At 62.2% G+C, this 16,932-nt stretch carries 13 protein-coding genes and 8 pseudogenes; 12 read left to right on the top strand and 9 right to left on the bottom strand.

Features of this window, described 5'->3' with window-relative positions:
* The first annotated feature begins 85 nt into the window (after window positions 1-85).
* Window positions 86-837, top strand: a pseudogene (locus N5J71_RS02390) (IS5 family transposase).
* A 204-nt stretch (window positions 838-1,041) separates the two neighbouring features.
* On the opposite strand, the gene N5J71_RS02395 reads toward N5J71_RS02390, so the two are convergent.
* Window positions 1,042-2,262, bottom strand: a complete 1,221-nt coding sequence (locus N5J71_RS02395; RefSeq protein WP_172665312.1) for a PilT/PilU family type 4a pilus ATPase — start codon at window positions 2,260-2,262, stop codon at window positions 1,042-1,044.
* 147 nt (window positions 2,263-2,409) lie between these two features.
* Here N5J71_RS02395 and N5J71_RS02400 point away from each other — a divergent pair, with 147 nt between their 5' ends.
* Window positions 2,410-2,688 (top strand): peptidylprolyl isomerase, encoded by a 279-nt coding sequence (locus N5J71_RS02400; protein WP_003460843.1) that lies wholly within the window; start codon window positions 2,410-2,412, stop codon window positions 2,686-2,688.
* A gap of 7 nt (window positions 2,689-2,695) precedes the next feature.
* Here the strand turns inward: N5J71_RS02400 and N5J71_RS02405 are convergent.
* Window positions 2,696-2,956, bottom strand: a pseudogene (locus N5J71_RS02405) (type 2 periplasmic-binding domain-containing protein); the annotation flags it as partial.
* A pseudogene (locus N5J71_RS02410) lies at window positions 2,946-3,355 on the bottom strand (TauD/TfdA dioxygenase family protein); the annotation flags it as partial. The pseudogenes N5J71_RS02405 and N5J71_RS02410, both read right to left, overlap by 11 nt.
* Window positions 3,356-3,570: 215 nt before the next feature.
* On the opposite strand from N5J71_RS02410, the pseudogene N5J71_RS02415 reads away from it, so the two are divergent.
* Window positions 3,571-4,528: pseudogene (locus tag N5J71_RS02415) on the top strand (tyrosine-type recombinase/integrase); the annotation flags it as partial.
* A 20-nt stretch (window positions 4,529-4,548) separates the two neighbouring features.
* Entirely contained in the window at window positions 4,549-6,135 is a 1,587-nt protein-coding gene (locus N5J71_RS02420; RefSeq protein WP_003460829.1) for an ABC-F family ATPase, read from the top strand.
* A 123-nt stretch (window positions 6,136-6,258) separates the two neighbouring features.
* On the opposite strand, the pseudogene N5J71_RS02425 reads toward N5J71_RS02420, so the two are convergent.
* A pseudogene (locus N5J71_RS02425) lies at window positions 6,259-6,684 on the bottom strand (NAD(P)H-dependent oxidoreductase); the annotation flags it as partial.
* Window positions 6,685-6,730: 46 nt separating this feature from the next.
* On the opposite strand from N5J71_RS02425, the gene N5J71_RS02430 reads away from it, so the two are divergent.
* A complete protein-coding gene (locus tag N5J71_RS02430; RefSeq protein WP_003460827.1) occupies window positions 6,731-6,889 on the top strand; it encodes a hypothetical protein in 159 nt (52 codons plus the stop codon).
* Window position 6,890: 1 nt separating this feature from the next.
* Here N5J71_RS02430 and N5J71_RS22460 read toward each other — a convergent pair.
* Window positions 6,891-7,383: pseudogene (locus N5J71_RS22460) on the bottom strand (methyl-accepting chemotaxis protein); the annotation flags it as partial.
* Between N5J71_RS22460 and N5J71_RS02445 the strand changes: the two are divergent.
* The 3 genes from N5J71_RS02445 to N5J71_RS02455 all read left to right on the top strand — a co-directional run bounded on the left by N5J71_RS02445 (window position 7,264) and on the right by N5J71_RS02455 (window position 10,089).
* On the top strand, window positions 7,264-8,553 hold the full coding sequence (locus tag N5J71_RS02445; RefSeq protein ID WP_424960554.1) for a nucleobase:cation symporter-2 family protein: 1,290 nt from the start codon (window positions 7,264-7,266) through the stop codon (window positions 8,551-8,553). The pseudogene N5J71_RS22460 and the gene N5J71_RS02445 sit on opposite strands and share 120 nt — an antisense overlap.
* Window positions 8,554-8,629: 76 nt before the next feature.
* The gene (locus N5J71_RS02450; RefSeq protein WP_279916220.1) at window positions 8,630-9,490 is read left to right on the top strand and encodes an outer membrane protein OmpK; all 861 of its coding nucleotides are present in this window, start codon (window positions 8,630-8,632) and stop codon (window positions 9,488-9,490) included.
* A gap of 269 nt (window positions 9,491-9,759) precedes the next feature.
* Entirely contained in the window at window positions 9,760-10,089 is a 330-nt protein-coding gene (locus N5J71_RS02455) for a hypothetical protein (RefSeq protein ID WP_279916221.1), read from the top strand.
* 230 nt (window positions 10,090-10,319) lie between these two features.
* Here the strand turns inward: N5J71_RS02455 and moaA are convergent, their stop codons facing one another.
* Complete coding sequence (moaA, locus tag N5J71_RS02460; protein ID WP_279916222.1) at window positions 10,320-11,315, bottom strand: GTP 3',8-cyclase MoaA; 996 nt, start codon at window positions 11,313-11,315, stop codon at window positions 10,320-10,322.
* 213 nt (window positions 11,316-11,528) lie between these two features.
* On the opposite strand from moaA, the gene N5J71_RS02465 reads away from it, so the two are divergent.
* Complete coding sequence (locus tag N5J71_RS02465; RefSeq protein WP_084340989.1) at window positions 11,529-12,173, top strand: TetR/AcrR family transcriptional regulator; 645 nt, start codon at window positions 11,529-11,531, stop codon at window positions 12,171-12,173.
* A gap of 179 nt (window positions 12,174-12,352) precedes the next feature.
* Here the strand turns inward: N5J71_RS02465 and N5J71_RS02470 are convergent, their stop codons facing one another.
* Window positions 12,353-12,889, bottom strand: a complete 537-nt coding sequence (locus N5J71_RS02470) for a FlgO family outer membrane protein (protein ID WP_074857704.1) — start codon at window positions 12,887-12,889, stop codon at window positions 12,353-12,355.
* Window positions 12,889-13,560 (bottom strand): hypothetical protein, encoded by a 672-nt coding sequence (locus N5J71_RS02475; protein WP_125873592.1) that lies wholly within the window; start codon window positions 13,558-13,560, stop codon window positions 12,889-12,891. Before N5J71_RS02475 ends, N5J71_RS02470 begins: the two co-directional genes overlap by 1 nt.
* A 297-nt stretch (window positions 13,561-13,857) precedes the next feature.
* Here N5J71_RS02475 and N5J71_RS02480 point away from each other — a divergent pair, with 297 nt between their 5' ends.
* Window positions 13,858-14,151: a helix-turn-helix domain-containing protein gene (locus N5J71_RS02480; protein ID WP_003460816.1), complete on the top strand. Its 294-nt coding sequence runs from the start codon at window positions 13,858-13,860 to the stop codon at window positions 14,149-14,151.
* Window positions 14,152-14,253: 102 nt separating this feature from the next.
* Here N5J71_RS02480 and N5J71_RS02485 read toward each other — a convergent pair.
* Window positions 14,254-14,658, bottom strand: a pseudogene (locus N5J71_RS02485) (GlcG/HbpS family heme-binding protein).
* On the opposite strand from N5J71_RS02485, the gene N5J71_RS02490 reads away from it, so the two are divergent.
* Window positions 14,578-15,306 carry an NAD-binding protein gene (locus tag N5J71_RS02490; protein ID WP_125873640.1) on the top strand — a complete coding sequence of 243 codons (729 nt, stop codon included), beginning with the start codon at window positions 14,578-14,580 and terminating at the stop codon, window positions 15,304-15,306. The pseudogene N5J71_RS02485 and the gene N5J71_RS02490 overlap by 81 nt on opposite strands.
* A gap of 268 nt (window positions 15,307-15,574) precedes the next feature.
* Window positions 15,575-16,874: pseudogene (locus N5J71_RS02495) on the top strand (glycerate kinase type-2 family protein).
* The last annotated feature ends 58 nt before the right edge of the window (window positions 16,875-16,932 follow it).

Here is a 16,932-nt window from a genome sequence, read left to right on the forward strand (position 1 = left end):
TGTTGCCGTTTTGCACTAACCAGTTGATATGCAAGAGAAAATTCGTATCGTTGAAGCTCTTGCCCAACATCGATACGAGTTTACAATGCCCCGATTATTGCTCAGTGATGAGCATTGGTCGAAGCTGCGGGAAATTCTGCTGCGCAAGGCCATCTACAACAAGCGTGATCTACGAATAACCGTGGCGGGCATGCTGTACCGCATGCGCACGGGATGCCCCTGGAGAGATCTACCCGAAGCGTTCGGGAACTGGAATGAGGTCTATAAACGCTTCAATGCGTGGTCCGCAACTGGAAAATGGCTCAAGGTTTTCAAGGAGCTTGTGGCGCAGCCCGACATGGAATGGGTGTTCATTGATGGCTGCTATGCCAAGGCTCACCAGCACAGTGCAGGCGCTGCCAGCGGCAACGATGAGGCCATAGGAAAAAGTCGAGCTGGCAATACCAGCAAGATTCACCTGGCAGTTGATGCTCATGGACTGCCCATCGAGTTTGAAATTACGGGGGGGGCAAATCAATGATTGCACCCAGGCTCCCGCATTGATTGCCAAGCTCCCGGAGGCTGAAGCCATTGTCTGCGGACAAGGGCTATGACAGCGAGAGAGTTCGGGAGCAGGTTGAGCAACAAGGGGCCAAGGCCGTGATCCCGAGAAAGCGTAACTCCGTGAAAGGCAATGCGGATCTGGACAGAGGTCTCTACCGCAACCGGCACTTGGTGGAGAACGCCTTCGCCCGGCTAAAGCACTACCGGGCAGTGTCATCTCGGTTCGACAAACTCAAGAGAAATTACGAAAGCGTCGTGGCCATGGCCTGTGCCTTTCTCTGGTTACCTATGTGAAACGGCAACAGACCCTAGGGTCTGTACGAAAAATTGCCTGCGCTCGGTGATGCTGCGTTAAAAACAGGCTGGAACGCCAGCCCGGCCAAATGCTCATTTACAGCACGTAAACTCGAATGTGAGCCCAGTCCGTTCTTCGCCTGTTTTTGCCGGGCCGCCATCGGTATTGCCTGACCTTCGCTCGGCGACTTTTCGTACAGCCCCCTAAATCCCCTGCCGCCCCGGGTCCTCCGGCGGCTGCTCCTGCTCGATGTCCTCCAGTTTCAGCTCCAGCCCCCAGTCGCCTGCAGCAGCGGCTTTCGCTGCAGGAGCCGGCGTTACCACCGGCGCAGCGGCGGCGGGTGCAGGCCTGGCATTGGCCGGATTGTCGCGATGGAGCTTGAGCTTCAGGCGCACGTTGTTCGCCGAGTCGGCGTTCTTCACCGCTTCTTCTCCGTCGATCGCACCTTCGTGCACCAAGTCGATCAGCGCCTGATCGAAGGTCTGCATGCCGAGGTTCTTGGATTTCTCCATGATTTCCTTTAGCTCGGAAAACTCGTTGCGCTTGATCAGGTCGCGCACCGTCGGCGTACCCAGCATCACCTCCACCGCGGCGCGGCGCTTGCCATCGACGGTCTTGACCAGACGCTGCGAGACGAACGCCTTGAGGTTGTTACCCAGGTCGTTGAGCAGTTGCGGGCGGCGATCCTCGGGGAAGAAGTTGATGATGCGATCCAGCGCCTGGTTGGCGTTGTTGGCATGCAGCGTGGAAATCGCCAGGTGCCCGGTATCGGCGAAGGCCAGGGCATGCTCCATGGTTTCGCGGTCGCGGATTTCGCCGATCAGAATCACGTCCGGCGCCTGGCGCAGGGTGTTCTTCAGCGCGGCGTGGAAGCTGCGGGTGTCCACGCCCACCTCGCGCTGGTTGATGATCGACTTCTTGTGCCGGTGCACGTACTCCACCGGGTCTTCGATGGTGATGATATGACCGCCGCTGTTGCGGTTGCGGTAGTCGATCAGCGCCGCCAGGGAGGTTGACTTGCCCGAACCGGTACCGCCGACGAACAGCACCAGGCCGCGCTTTTCCATCACCGTGCCGAGCAGCACTTCAGGCAGTTTCAGGTCCTCGAAGCGCGGAATATCCAGCTTGATGTTGCGCGCGACGATGGACACCTCGTTACGCTGTTTGAAGATGTTGATGCGAAAACGCCCCACACCGGCCAGCGATATCGCCAGATTCATCTCCAGTTCACGCTCGAATTCCTCACGCTGAGCACTGTCCATGATCGAATCGGCAATGGCCGCCACATCGCCCGCCTTCATCGGCTCCTGGCTCAGCGCCTTGAGCACGCCATTAAACTTCGCGCAGGGCGGCGCGCCGGTAGACAGATATAGATCGGAACCATCCTGAGTGGACAGAATTTTCAGCATTGCTTGGAGATCCATGGCGGCGTTTCCGTGAGCGCGATTGAAATACCATAGGCCATGTTCATCCGCGTCGCGGACAACACACAACCCATAAAATTGACGCCATTCTGCTGGCGCAACGAATGCTGGCACAATAGCGCCCTGACAGATTTGAGGAACCCATCAATGGCAAAGGCAATGGCCCGCCACATCCTGGTCAAGACCGAAGCGGAAGCCACCGCGCTGAAAAAGCGCATTGCCGCCGGCGAGGCTTTCGATGTGCTGGCGCGCAAGCACTCTACCTGCCCCTCCGGCAAGAAAGGTGGCGACCTCGGTGAAGTGCGGCCCGGGCAGATGGTGCGCGCGGTGGATCAGGTGATCTTCAAGAAGGCGCTGCGTGAAGTGCACGGCCCGGTGAAGACCCAGTTCGGCTATCACCTGATCCAGGTGTTCTATCGCGATTGAACCCTGCTCAGGCGCCAGGCTCGCCCATGAACTCGATGATCTTGCTCCTCAGCCAACGCTCGGCGGGATCGTTATCGGTCACCCTGCTCCAGTCCATGGACAGATCCGAATTGACCAGCTCGAATGGCGGGTCATCGGCACGCAGGTGGGGCCCTTCAATCAGCGCCGCCGCGGCAAAATCCGGTACCGTGGCGAGCATTTCCGTACCGGCGATGATTGAGCGCAAGCCACTGAACTGCGGCACCGCCAGCACCACACGGCAGTTCCTGAGCCAACAGCATGGAACCCAGGTCGGGCAATTCCTTGTAGGAGAGATCCGAATGCCAGAACTTGCCGGCTCGCCCAGGCCGATGGGCTGACCGTTCTCGACGATGTTGGAGATGATGAAAATCTCCGGGTGATCAGCCAGCAGAAACTACTTGAGCACGTGGATCTGCAGCGGGCCGAAACGGCGGCTGAAGGCGATCTGTGCTCGGGGGTGATACGCTGGTCACGGAATACCAGCAGGGCGTGATCGAGATGGGCGCGATGGACACGGGCGAAGTCGTCATCGCCAAGGCTGGGTCAGATCCAGACCGATGACCTCGGAGCCCACGGGCGCATCGAAGGGGCGAACTTCGAATGACTGTGCCGACGCCACAGTGGTGGTATGGGCGACTACCGACATAGAAAACTCCATGCAAAAGCGCCAATCGGCGCATCACTTTGATCCATCTGCGCCATAAAGGCGGCCTGCTCGTTCGGGTCGGTAATGCCGGATTCGGCCATGGCATGGCGCATCGCCTTCTTGCCGGTAGCGTAGCTGACCGAGTTCTTCGCCGCGCGCACGGCAGTGCAGGGGATCATCTCGCCGGTGCGCTCATCCTTCAGGTTCCTGCTGAAGGTGGGCAGCCCTGTGTCAGGCGACTTGGCGAATACGCTCAGCTCTGGCTGGATTCGAGGGATATTACGGCGGGAACCAGGCTCAACTACAAGAGCGTGCTCAACATCTACTGGATGCCGCACCTGGCACTGACGCGCATCGACCTCATCACGCCCACCCTGCTGCGCCGGATAGTCGCCGGCACCGAATGGACATCATCGGGCGTAAAGCGCAACGCCATCGTAAAACTGGCGGCAATCATGCGATCCGCTGTAGGTGATGGCCTGCTGCAGAAGAACCCGGCGGAATCGATGGAACTGCCGAAACGCACCAAGAAAGAGGTCGACCCGTTTCAGTTGGCAGAGGCAGAGCGAATCATTGATCGCCTCTACCAGACCGAGCACTGGCCAAGCCTGATCTATGCGGCGCTGTTCGAGTTCCTGTTCTTCACCGGGCTGCGCATATCCGAAGCGCTGGCGCTGCAGTGGCAAGATGTGGGCACCGTCCATATACGCCGCACAGTGGCCCTGGGCGAGCTGGAAGAGCGCACCAAGACCGGCAGCGACCGTTTCGTGCTTCTGAATCAGCGAGCGCTGCGGGCACTGTGGTTTGCCAAGGTCTACGCCGACCGGCGCTTGCTGGGTGTTGGCCGGGTCACGTCTACCCCGCATGTATTACCGCCATCGAAGGGCCAGGTACACGTTAAACAGACATCCAACGTGCACCACCAGTGGCGCCCCACCCTGCAGGTACTGGGCATTCGCTACAGGCCGCCATACAACTGCCGTCACACCTATGCGACAATGTGCCTGACTGTCAGGCCTCAACCCCGCCTTTATCGCTCAGCAGCTCGGCCACTCCGTGCAAATGCTGATCTCAACATACGCGCGCTGGATCAACTCAACCTCTGACTGGGGTGAGCTGGAAAAGCTCGAAAACGGTATCAAATCGGTATCGGAGCAAACCAGGCGTCTCTAAGCAATTGATAGGTAAGTCCTTTGATTTCCACCGCTAACATCACCATGCAGTTCGGCGCCAAGCCGCTGTTCGAGAACGTTTCCGTCAAGTTCAACAACGGCAACCGCTACGGCCTGATCGGCGCCAACGGCTGCGGCAAGTCGACCTTCATGAAAATTCTTGGCGGCGACCTCGAGCCTTCCGGCGGCCAGGTGATGCTCGAGCCGAACGTGCGTCTGGGCAAGCTGCGCCAGGATCAGTTCGCCTACGAAGAATTCAACGTGATCGATACTGTGATCATGGGTCATGAGGAGCTGTGGAAGGTCAAAGCCGAGCGCGACCGCATCTACTCGCTGCCGGAAATGAGCGAAGAAGACGGCATGAAGGTCGGCGAGCTCGAAGGTGAGTTCGCCGAGATGGATGGCTACACCGCCGAATCGCGTGCGGGCGAGTTGCTGCTGGGCCTGGGCATTCCGCTCGAGCAGCATTTCGGCCCGATGAGCGAAGTCGCCCCCGGCTGGAAACTGCGCGTGCTGCTGGCCCAGGCGCTATTCTCCGACCCGGACGTGCTGCTGCTCGACGAGCCGACCAACCACCTGGACATCAACACCATCCGCTGGCTGGAAACGATCCTCACGGCGCGCAACAGCACCATGATCATCATTTCCCACGACCGTCACTTCCTCAACTCGGTCTGCACCCACATGGCTGACCTGGATTACGGCGAGCTGCGCCTGTTCCCGGGCAACTACGACGAGTACATGACTGCCGCGACCCAATCGCGCGAGCAGTTGCTGGCCGACAACGCCAAGAAGAAAGCGCAGATTTCCGAGCTGCAAAGCTTCGTCAGCCGCTTCTCGGCCAACGCCTCCAAGGCCAAACAGGCGACCAGCCGCGCCAAGCAGATCGACAAGATCCAGCTGGCCGAGGTCAAGCCGTCGAGCCGTGTCAGCCCGTTCATTCGCTTCGAGCAGAACAAGAAACTGCACCGCCAGGCCGTGACCATCGAGAAGGTGTCCAAGGCCTTCGACGACAAGGTGCTGTTCAAGAACTTCAGCTTCACCGTCGAAGCCGGCGAGCGCGTGGCGATCATCGGCCCCAACGGTATCGGCAAGACCACCCTGCTGCGCACCCTGGTCGGCGAAATGCAGCCCGATGCCGGTTCGGTGAAATGGACCGAGAGCGCCGAGGTTGGCTACTACGCTCAGGATCACGCCCACGATTTCGAAGATGACGTGACCCTGTTTGACTGGATGGGCCAGTGGACCACCGGTGAACAGGTGATCCGCGGCACCCTCGGGCGCATGCTGTTCTCCAACGACGAGATCCTCAAATCGGTGAAGGTGATCTCCGGTGGTGAGCAAGGCCGCATGTTGTTCGGCAAGCTGATCCTGCAGAAACCCAACGTGCTGGTGATGGACGAACCGACCAACCACCTGGACATGGAATCGATCGAAGCGCTCAACCTGGCGCTGGAGAACTACCCGGGCACGCTGATCTTCGTCAGCCATGACCGCGAGTTCGTCGGCTCCCTGGCCACGCGCATCATCGAGCTGTCGGATAACGGCGTGACCGACTTTTCCGGCACCTACGACGATTACCTGCGTAGCCAGGGCATCATCGTCTGAAACTCCCAAACTCCCCTCTCCCATTTATGGGAGAGGGGTTGGGGGAGAGGGCTGGACGACAGCACTCTCAGCCCAGAAACAACAAAGCCCGCTTTCGCGGGCTTTGTTGTTTCAGCGCTCTGCTCAGGCAGTGGCGAACAGCTCGCAGATACGCTGCGCTGCACCTTTCATAGCTTCGCCGCGCGGCTCTTCACCGTAGGCCAGGCTTTCGGCGCGAACGATCTCGATGTCGTCGATGCCGACGAAGTTCAGCATGCGCACCAGATAGTCCTCATGCGCCTGGCCAGACGGCTGGCCGGCATGAATGCCACCGGCGCTGGAGGCGATCACCACGGTCTTGCCGCCAGCCAGCCCTACCGGGCCGCTCTCGGTGTACTTGAAGCTCTTGCCGGCGACGGCGATGCGGTCGATCCAGGTCTTCAGTTGGCTGGGAATGGCGAAGTTGTACATCGGCGCACCGATGACGATAGCATCGGCAGCGAGAAACTCTTCCAGGGTGCGTTCGGCCAGCTCGGCCTCGTGTTTCTGCGCGGCGTCACGCAGCTCGGCCCGGGGGGGCATTACTCCGCTGCCCACCACCTAATGCCATGAGGAATTGGCCAATGGCAGCCTGGTTTCATTGCTGCCGCACTGGACGGTGCCTGAGGGCTATATCCAGTTGGCCTACACCCACGGGCGCGGCATGTCGCCGGCTGTCCGCGCCTGGATCGAGTTGCTCAGCGACGCATTCAGTCGCTGGAACTTCCCGCTCTGACTCAGATGCGGAACTGACGCACCAGCACCCCGAGGCGATCACCCAGGCCTGCCAGGTTGCGTGCTGTCTGCGCTCCACGCTCGGTTTCGTCGGCAACGCTATCCACAGCAAAGGCGATCTGATTCACGCTGCGATTGATGTCCTCGGCCACTGCCATTTGCTCTTCAGCGGCGCTGGCGATCTGCGTGTTCATCGGCGACCACGGCGAAACCGCGCGCGGCTTCGATGGCGACGTTGAGCGCCAGCAGGTTGGTCTGCTCGGCGATGGAGCGGATCACGTCGAGCACGCTGACGATGGACTGCACGTCCTGTTGCAAGCTGTCGAGCGATACGCCGCTACTGCGGATGTCCTCGACCAGCGAGTGAGCATGGCGCTGTTCGTTTCCGGCCTCGGCACCTTCGTCCAGGCCAAACGCATCGGCCCGATCGGCTCTGGCCTGCTGTGTTTGCAGGGCACCAGTTTCGGCTTCCTCAGCGTGATTCTCAGCGCCGGCTTCATCGTCAAGGGGCGCGGCGCCAGCGAGGAGGAGATACTCGCCACGCTGTTCGGCATCTGCTTCTGCGCCGCCTTCGTCGAGATTGCCTTCAGCCAATTCATCAACAAGCTGCGCAAGGTCATCACCCCGGTGGTCACCGGCACCATCATCTGCCTGATGGGCTTGTCACTGATCAAGGTGGGCATGACCGATCTGGCCGGCGGCTATGGCGCGCCAGACCTCGGCGCCCTGCACCATCTGGCCCTCGGCGGCCTGGTGCTGGGCACCATCGTCCTGCTCAACCGCGCCTCGTCACAGGTCCTGCGCCTGTCGGCGGTGATCATCGGCCTGACCCTGGGCTTCGCCGTTGCCTGGTTCACCGGCCGGGTGGACTTCGCCAACATGGCCGAGGTACCGCTGATCAGCGTGCCGCAGCCATTCAAGTATGGTTTCGGCTTCGACTGGATCGCCTTCGTGCCTATCGCCGTGATCTTCCTGATCACTCCACTGGAGACAGCAGGCGACCTGACCGCCAACTCGATCATTTCCAAGCAGCCGGTCAAAGGGCCGGTGTACATGCGCCGGATCAAATCCGGGGTGCTGGCCGACGGCTGCAACTCGGCAGTCGCCGCCATGTTCAACAGCTTGCCGATGACCACCTTCAGCCAGAACAACGGGGTGATTCAGCTCACGGGCGTAGCCAGCCGCCATGTGGGCTTCTACATCGCCGGCATCCTGGTGCTGCTGGGCCTGTTCCCGGTGGTGGGCGCGGTGTTGCAAATGATGCCCAAGCCCGTGCTCGGTGGCGCCACCCTGATCATGTTCGGCACCGTTGCGGTGGCCGGCATCAAGATCCTCAGCGAAACCGGCCTGCACCGCCGCAATGTGCTGATCGTGGCCATTTCCCTGGGCCTCGGCCTGGGCGTGGCCGGCGTACCGGATGTGCTCTCGCACATGCCGGACGTACTGAAGAATATCTTCGGCTCGCCCATCACCATCGGCGCCTTCAGTGCCATCGTGCTAAACATCTTCCTGCCCGACGAGAACCACGAAGTCGAGGAAGACGACTACGACCCCGAGGCGCACCTGCACACCGTGCTGCAGAACCGCCCGGACGATGTAGCCAGCGACGACGACAGCCTCAAGACGCTCAGCCGCGACCTCGACCCGGCCGCCCGACCTAGCTGATCCCTGACTTAGAACCAACTCCCGGCGGCACGCTGCCGGGAGACGCACGCTTGCACGCCAACAATAAGGAAAACCGATGAAACTCAAGCATCTGCCCCACTGCCTCGCCCTGTCAGCCGGACTGTTCTCTGGCCAGCAAGCACTCGCTGGCGACCTGCTGCACTGGCAGGACAACAGCCTGTCGTACCTGTACGGCGAGAACTTCCAGCGCATGAACTTCAACGGCGAAGAGCAGCGCACCCAGACCACCTTCACCTTCGAACATGCCAGCGGCTGGGCCTGGAGCGACATCTTCTACTTCCTCGACTACATCCGCGCCGACAACCAGCAGTCGCGCGGCAGCTTCGACAACGTCACCTTCCGCCAACACGACAAGAACTCGTTCAACTACATGGAGTTCTCCCCGCGCGTGAGCCTGAGCTGGCTGACCGGGCAGAAGCCGGCCGCCGGCCCGATCAAGGACGTCTTCGCTGCCTTCACCTACGAGAAAGGCGAAGGCGGCCCAGGCCCGGAGAACTACCTGTACGGTGTTGGCCTGGACTGGGAAGCGCCCGGCTTCACCTACTTCAAGACCAACCTGTATCAGGTGAAGATCAATAACCACACCTTCTTCGCCGACAGTGACAGCAACGGCTACGTCACCCAGCTGACCGTCAGCGCGGCTTACCCGTTCAGCCTCGGCGATCAGGACTTCGTCGTCGACGGCTTCCTCGACTGGCGCTCGCCGTCGCGTGACGCCGGCACCCAGACCTCGGTGGGCTCTTCGATCCAGGTCAAGTGGGATGCGGGCAAGGCACTATTCGGCAAGGAGCGTCAGCTCTACGTGGGCACGGAGATCAACATGTGGCGCGCCAAATACGGTGTGAAACCGGTGGACGGATCGGACGATCGCTTCGACCAGACCGCCGTGCAGGCACTAGTCAAGTATCACTTCTGACCGCTGTCGCACCGCACTTGACCGACGTCGGGTAGGGACAGCGGCCGGGTAAAAAGGGGATGGCGTTCGCGCCCTTCCCCCTTTTTCTTGTGCGCCCAGCATGGGCGCACTCCTGCGGGTGCAAGTCCCGCCGTAAGTTGATCACAGCGAACGAAGTGAAGCGCAACTGCGTGAGGGTGACCGAGCGTGGGGAGGAAGCGTGGAGCGTAATCTGCGAGCCGATGAACAAGAACCGGATAGAAGGCGCTATGGAGCGGGGCGAGCGGGCAATGAACCGCAAAGCTCTGGTGATCAAGGCGAAGTGGCGTAGATCCGGCGGTTGTGCAGAGAAGGAGTGCGTTCTTACCTGGGGAGATCTCGCCGCGCTGCAGGGCCGGCAACAACTGATCCACCGGCAACGCCTTGTAGCTCAGGCTGATACCGCTATCGACGGCGAAGGCATCCAGCACCTCACGAGCGAAGCCACGGTACTGACCTTCGCCATCGAGGCTGTAGTGCGGGGCGAATGGCAGGTCCTCGACGCCAACCACGTAGGTGCGCCAGGGCAGCGGGCGTCAGCAGAATGGTGGAAAACAGGCACAGTCGTAGGGCTGCATTGAGAGCCTCCTTATTGTTGTTTTGAGATTGCGGTGAGGGCTTAGTGTCGCGTCAGGCATAAGATGTCGCTCAGGCGCAGGCCTGAGTAGGAGCCCCGCCTCGGGGCGAAGCTTTTCAGTCGCCTGAACCGGCCCATTCGCCGCGGGGCGCGGCTCCTACAAGGACTGTGCAGCCTGCTGTAATTGATGTGGCGGTCTCGGCCCATAGGCAACAGATTATTCGTATCGCGACACTAACCGCCGGTCATGCTCATGAAGCGCACCACCTGCACCTGCTCGTCGGTGGCGAAGTGGTGCCGCTCGGGCTTCAGACGCAGCGCCTCGATCAGCGCCTGGCGCAGGCGCTCGCCGTCACCCGGATGTGCCCGCAACAGGCGCTTGAGATCCAGCGCGTTGTCATGGCCGAGACACAGCACCAGCTTGCCCTCGGCAGTGACCCGCACACGGTTGCAGTCGCCGCAGAAGTTGTGACTGTGTGGCGAGATGAACCCTACCTGGGTCTGCGTGCCGAGCACTTGCCAGTAGCGCGATGGGCCGCCGGTAACCTTGCTGCTGCGCACCAGCGCATGGCGCTGTTCGATGCGCTGACGCACCTCGTCGCTGGAGCAGAAGGTTTGCTCACGGCTGTGGCTGACCACGCTGCCCAGCGGCATTTCCTCGATGAAGCTGATGTCCAGGCCGCGTTCGATGGCGAACTCGACCAGATCCAGCACCTCGTCGTCATTGCGCCCGCTCTGCACCACGCTGTTGAGCTTGATCCTGTCGAAGCCTGCGGCACGCGCGGCGTCGATGCCGGCCAGCACCTGGTCGAGCTTGTCGCGTCGGGTGAAGGCGGCGAAGCGCTCGCGCTGCAGGGAATCCAGGCTGATATTCAGGCGCCGCACGCCAGCCGCGCGCAACGGCGCAGCCATCTCTGCCAGTTGCGAGCCATTGGTGGTGATCGCCAGGTCATCCAGCTCGTCACGCTCCCCCAGGCGCTGCAACAGGCTCAGCAGGTTCTTGCGCACCAGCGGCTCACCCCCGGTGATGCGGATGCGCCGCACACCCAGCCCGATGAAGGCATCGGCCACGGCGTAGAGTTCTTCCAGACTGAGAATCTGAGCGCGCGGCGCGAACTGCATGTCTTCGCTCATGCAGTAGGTGCAGCGAAAATCGCAGCGATCGGTCACCGACAAACGCAGGTAGGTGATGCGCCGACCGAAGGGATCGACGAGCTGATGGGTGTTCACGGTAGGTCTCCTGCAGCGTCACGAGCCGAGACTTTTATGTCATGGATAACGCTGTGCGCGATAGAAACAGAAAAGCGATTTCTTGTATACAGAAATTTGACCACAGAGTCAGTTAAGCGCTGAGCAGCCCGTGGCCGCTGCCTTGAGCCTCGCGCAAAGCCGGTGCTACCATGCCCGACCGCCGCCCGGCGGCAGAGCAAATCACAGGGCCTTATGACCAGCATCCGCGAGCGTAACAAAGAGCTCATCCTGCGCGCAGCCAGCGAGGAGTTCGCCGACAAGGGCTTCGCCGCCACCAAGACCAGTGACATTGCGGCCAAGGCAGGCCTGCCCAAACCCAACGTCTACTACTACTTCAAGTCCAAGGAAAACCTCTACCGCGAGGTCCTGGAAAGCATCATCGAGCCACTGCTGGCCGCCTCTGCCCCCTTCAACCAGCCGGGCCATCCGAGCGAAGTGCTGACCGCCTACATCCGCTCGAAGATCCGCATCTCCCGCGAACTACCTCACGCCTCCAAGGTATTCGCCAGCGAGATCATGCACGGTGCGCCGCACCTGTCGCCGGAACAGACCGAACAGCTCAACGCCCAGGCCAAACACAATATTGCCTGCATCCAGCGCTGGATCGATCAACGACAGATGGCGCAGGTCGACCCGCACCACCTGCTGTTCAGCATCTGGGCGGCGACCCAGACCTACGCCGATTTCGACTGGCAGATATCCACCGTCACCGGCAAGGCCAGCCTGGACGATGCCGACTACGAAGCCGCGGCGCAGACCATCATTCGCCTGGTGCTCAAAGGCTGCGACGTCAGCCCGATGCCATCGATGGCCTCCGAACTGGTGACCAGCGCCTGATCCTCAGCTGTGCGAACCTGGGCAATCGCATAAAGCCTTTCTCCCTCCATTCAGAGGATGGCAGAGCTCTTGTAGGAGCGGATTTATCCGCGATAACGCTCGATGAAATCGCGAATAAATTCGCGCCTACACCGTTCATGCGATTGCCCAGCCGTGCGCACCGAAAAGCCTCCGACAGCTCAATAACGCTTGGCGCGCAGCATCACCCGCACGTCGTCGTTGATCGGTAGCGCATAGTCATGGGTCGCCAGCACCACGTTGGTGGTCGGCTGGATCACCTTCAGGTTGATGAACACATAGTCCTTGCTCTCACCGTAGCTGCCGACGATCACCGCCTGGGCGTTGTGAGCGTTGGCCAGTTCGTGGATCTCGCGGGTCAGCATCAGCTCACCCTGGCTCTGCGAGATGTACACGTTGTTGCGGAACTTCATTTCCACCATGCGCTGGCCGGCCTGGGTGAAACGCGCGGAGATCTGCTCGGAAACCAGGCGACCCATGGTCGAGGAGCGATCCAGCGCGTCGACGTTGACCAACGTGGCGATGATCATGGTGCTGCCGCTGCCGGGCAACTGCTGCAACAGCGCGTTGGCGGCCTGATGGTTGGCCTGGATGAAGGGCGAGTTGCGCGCGCTTTCGTAGCTCGGGCCACTCGTCTGCGCACAGCCGGCGAGCGCCGCCAGCAGCAGAGCCAGCAAGGGAGATGCCAGACGTTTCATCACAAGCCCCCCTTGAGCGGCAGAACCGCGTTGCGGGCATACAGCCCCCAGTCGCTCTGGGTGGTGTAGTAGGCGCTGCTGGTCTGGGCGTAGTAGCGCTCGTGGCTGGAAACGCTGGTGGTGACGATCAGCTCGGTCTTCGGCACGAAAGCCCCGCCACTGGCCTTGGAGCCGAACCAGCGGACGCCATCGACGGCGGCCGTGCCGGCGATCATCGCCGCCCCCGGCGAGACGTTCTCGTAGATGTTGCGCAGCACCCACAGACCGCCGGCGATCAGGCTCAGCTCGCCGGCGGCGGCCGGACGCTGGCGGTTCTCGGCGAACTGCACGGGCTGGGCGCTGAGCTCGACCAGCAGGGTGCCGGGGCGCTCCGCACTCTTCATCACCGGATAGCCGGCACGGGTCAGCTCGGTGACCAGTTGCGCGGTGAACGCCTCCTCGAACGGGCTTTCGCTGCCCTTGCGTACCACATGCAGCGGGTGTTTTTCCGGCATCGCCGCCATCAACTGGCGGGCACTGTCGCCGGCGATCAGTTGCCAGTGCGACGCCGCCTGGACGTGCTGCTGCTCCTGGGTCGGGAAGTTGGTCGGCTGCGGCGCCTGCGCGTAATACGCGCAGCCACCGAGCAGCGTGCTGCTTGCAAGCAGGCCCATGATGATTCTTCTTTGCATATTATAGATCCCTGGATAAGAGATGCGAGAGATCCCGCTTGGCCATTCGGCGCCATGCTCCAATCCCCCGCTCCGCTCGGGCCGTTTCACGCTCCCCACGACCCTTGCCCAGGTGATTGCGACATGACACTGGGCATATTAGATCATTTGTATGGCTAAACAAATTAGAGCCTAACGGGCAGGGTGTGAACGCTTAATCATTTCGCGCATGGATCTCGATATGACAATTTAGGTTTACCCGTGCGCCAGGAACTCGCAGCAATAGTCGGAAAGATCATCGCCCGCCACCGCGCCGCCATGGCTATCACGCATGAGCAGCTGTCACTGGCCCTGGATGACGACCCGATCACCATCTCCCGCTTCGAACGCAGCGTCAGCCTGCCCTCGCTGCTGACCATCCAGCGCCTGTGCGAGATCTTCGGCGCGTCCTTCTGCCAGTTCTTCGCCGAAAGCGCCGAGCCGCAGACGGCCAATGGCGAGTCCGCCGCCCTGCAGGCCATGCTCGATACCCTGTCCGGGGAGGAACGGGAATTCGCGGTGGATACACTCAAGCGCTTCTGCCGCCTGCAGAGCAGGCAGCAACGTCAATAGAGCAAAGCGCTGCGTTTCGCGGAAGCCGTGGGAGGGGCTTCAGCCGCGACGCCGGCAGCGGTACCAAGGCTCGCGGCTAAAGCCCCTCCCACATCATCAGCCCTAGGCGACGCCCGCATCCGCCTTCAGGCCGAGCGACTCCAGCGCACTCACCGCGCATTGCTCATCGATGTCCGAGGTGTCGCCGGTGATGCCGAAGACGCCGATCACTTCGCCGCGTTCATCGCGAATCAATACCCCGCCCGGCGCGGGTACCTGGCTGCCTTGAGCCAGGTTGTTCACCGCCCCGATAAAGGCCGGGCGCTGCTGCGCGTCGGCGGCGATCAGGCGCGAGCCCTTGCCCAAGGCCAGCGCGCCCCAGGCCTTGCCGATGGCGATCTACGGTCGCAACAGGCTGGCGCCGTCCTCGCGTTGCAGGCTGATCAGATGCCCGCCGGCATCCAGCACCGCGACGGTCAGCGGCGCGGCCTTTATCTCGCGCCCCACAGCCAGGGCGCGACTGCCGATGGCGTTGGCGTTGGCGTTGGCAAGGTAGTGATCGACAAGAGCTCGATCTCCCCCACCGCGACCAAGACCTTCGCCGAGAAGATCAAGGTCACCGGCGCCGCCTACCTGGACGCCCCGGTGTCCGGCGGTGAAGTTGGTGCCAAGGCCGCGACCCTGTCGATCATGGTCGGTGGCTGCCCGAATGCCTTCGAACGCGCCCTGCCGCTGCTGCAGGCCATGGGCAAGAACATCACCCGCGTCGGCGGCAACGGCGACGGCCAGACCGCCAAGGTGGCCAACCAGATCATCGTCGCGCTAAACATCCAGGCAGTGGCCGAAGCTCTGCTGTTCGCCGCCAAGAACGGCGCCGACCCGGCCAAGGTGCGTGAAGCGCTGATGGGCGGCTTCGCTGGCTCGAAAATCCTCGAAGTGCACGGCGAGCGCATGATCAAGGGCACCTTCGATCCAGGCTTCCGTATCAGCCTGCACCAGAAGGATCTCAACCTGGCGCTGTCCGGCGCCCGCGAGCTGGACCTGAACCTGCCCAACACCGCCAACGCCCAGCAGGTGTTCAGCACCTGCGCGGCCCTCGGCGGCAGCGGTTGGGACCACTCCGGCCTGATCAAGGGTCTGGAGCATATGGCCAACTTCAATATCCGCGGCGAGTAACAAAGCGCCCTCTCCCCCGGCCCCTCTCCCGCATGCGGGAGAGGGGAGACAAGCAGCTCGGCGTTATACCGATTTTCAGCGTACGCCAAACCAGTCCCCTCTCCCATTTATGGGAGAGGGTCAGGGAGAGGGGCTTTGCTTCTGGCCCACCCTTTCGACCTTCCTGGCAGGAGGTGTCACGGCCCGATTGCCAGGTTGGTCGATTCCACTCCCCAGATGCTGCGCGCGGCATCTGCGGACTGGAATCGATCTGCAAGAGAACACCGCCATGACCTTCGATCCGCAACGCCTGCTGCGCGACCTGTTCGCCACCGCCATCGCCGCCGCGCATCCGCGCCAGGTGCTGGCCGACCACTTGCCCGCCGACCGCAGCGGCCGCGTCATCGTCATCGGCACCGGCAAAGCTGCGGCGGCCATGGCCGAGGTGATCGAGCAACAGTGGCAAGGCGAGGTCAGCGGCCTGGTGGTGACCCGCTACGAGCACGGCGCTGACTGCAAGAAGATCGAAGTGGTGGAAGCCGCCCACCCGGTACCGGACGGCGCCGGCGAGCGTGTCCCCGCCGCCTGCTGGAGCTGGTGTCGAACCTGACCGAAGACGACCGGGTGATCTTCCTCCTCTCCGGCGGCGGCTCCTCGCTGCTTGCTCTGCCGGCCGACGGCATCAGCCTCCAGGACAAGCAGGCGATCAACAAGGCGCTGCTCAAATCCGGCGCCACCATCGGCGAGATGAACTGCGTGCGCAAGCACCTCTCGGCGATCAAGGGCGGCCGTCTGGCCAAGGCCTGCTGGCCGGCCACGGTTTACACCTACGCCATCTCCGACGTGCCCGGCGACGAGGCCACGGTGATCGCCTCCGGCCCCACAGTGGGCGACCCGACCACCTCGGCCGAAGCCCTGGCGATTCTGGCTCGCTACACCATCGACATCCCGGCCAACGTGCGCGCCTGGCTGGAGATCCACGCTCGGAAACGGTCAAGCACGGCGATCCGGTACTCGCCCGCAGCCACTTCCAGCTGATCGCCACCCCGCAGCAATCGCTCGACGCCGCCGCCAGGGCCGAGGCTGCCGGCTTCCCGGCGCTGATCCTCGGCGACCTGGAGGGCGAGGCGCGCGAGGTAGCCAAGGTGCACGCCGGCATCGCCCGGCAGATCGTCCTGCATGGCCAGCCGATCAAGCCGCCGTGCGCGATCCTTTCCGGCGGCGAAACCACCGTCACCGTGCGTGGCAACGGCCGTGGCGGGCGCAACGCCGAATTCCTCCTCAGCCTCACCGAGAGCCTCAAAGGCTTGCCTGGCGTCTATGCGCTGGCCGGCGACACCGACGGTATCGACGGCTCCGAAGACAACGCCGGCGCCATCATGACGCCCTACAGCTACGCCCGCACCGGCATCAAGGGCCTGAGCGCCCGCGACGAGCTGGACGACAACAACGGCTATGGCTACTTCGCCGCCCTCGACGAGCTGATCGTCACCGGCCCGACGCGCACCAACGTCAACGACTTTCGCGCCATTCTGATCCTCGCAATCTTGGAAACTGCAGGTGCGGAACCACCGGGCTCCTCCCTGTAGGGCGGGTGCAACCCGCCAAAGCGCTGGTGGCGGGTTGCACCCGCCCTACGCCGCAACG

Origin of the sequence: Ectopseudomonas oleovorans, from assembly GCF_029845265.1 — a bacterium.
GTDB lineage: Bacteria > Pseudomonadota > Gammaproteobacteria > Pseudomonadales > Pseudomonadaceae > Aquipseudomonas > Aquipseudomonas oleovorans.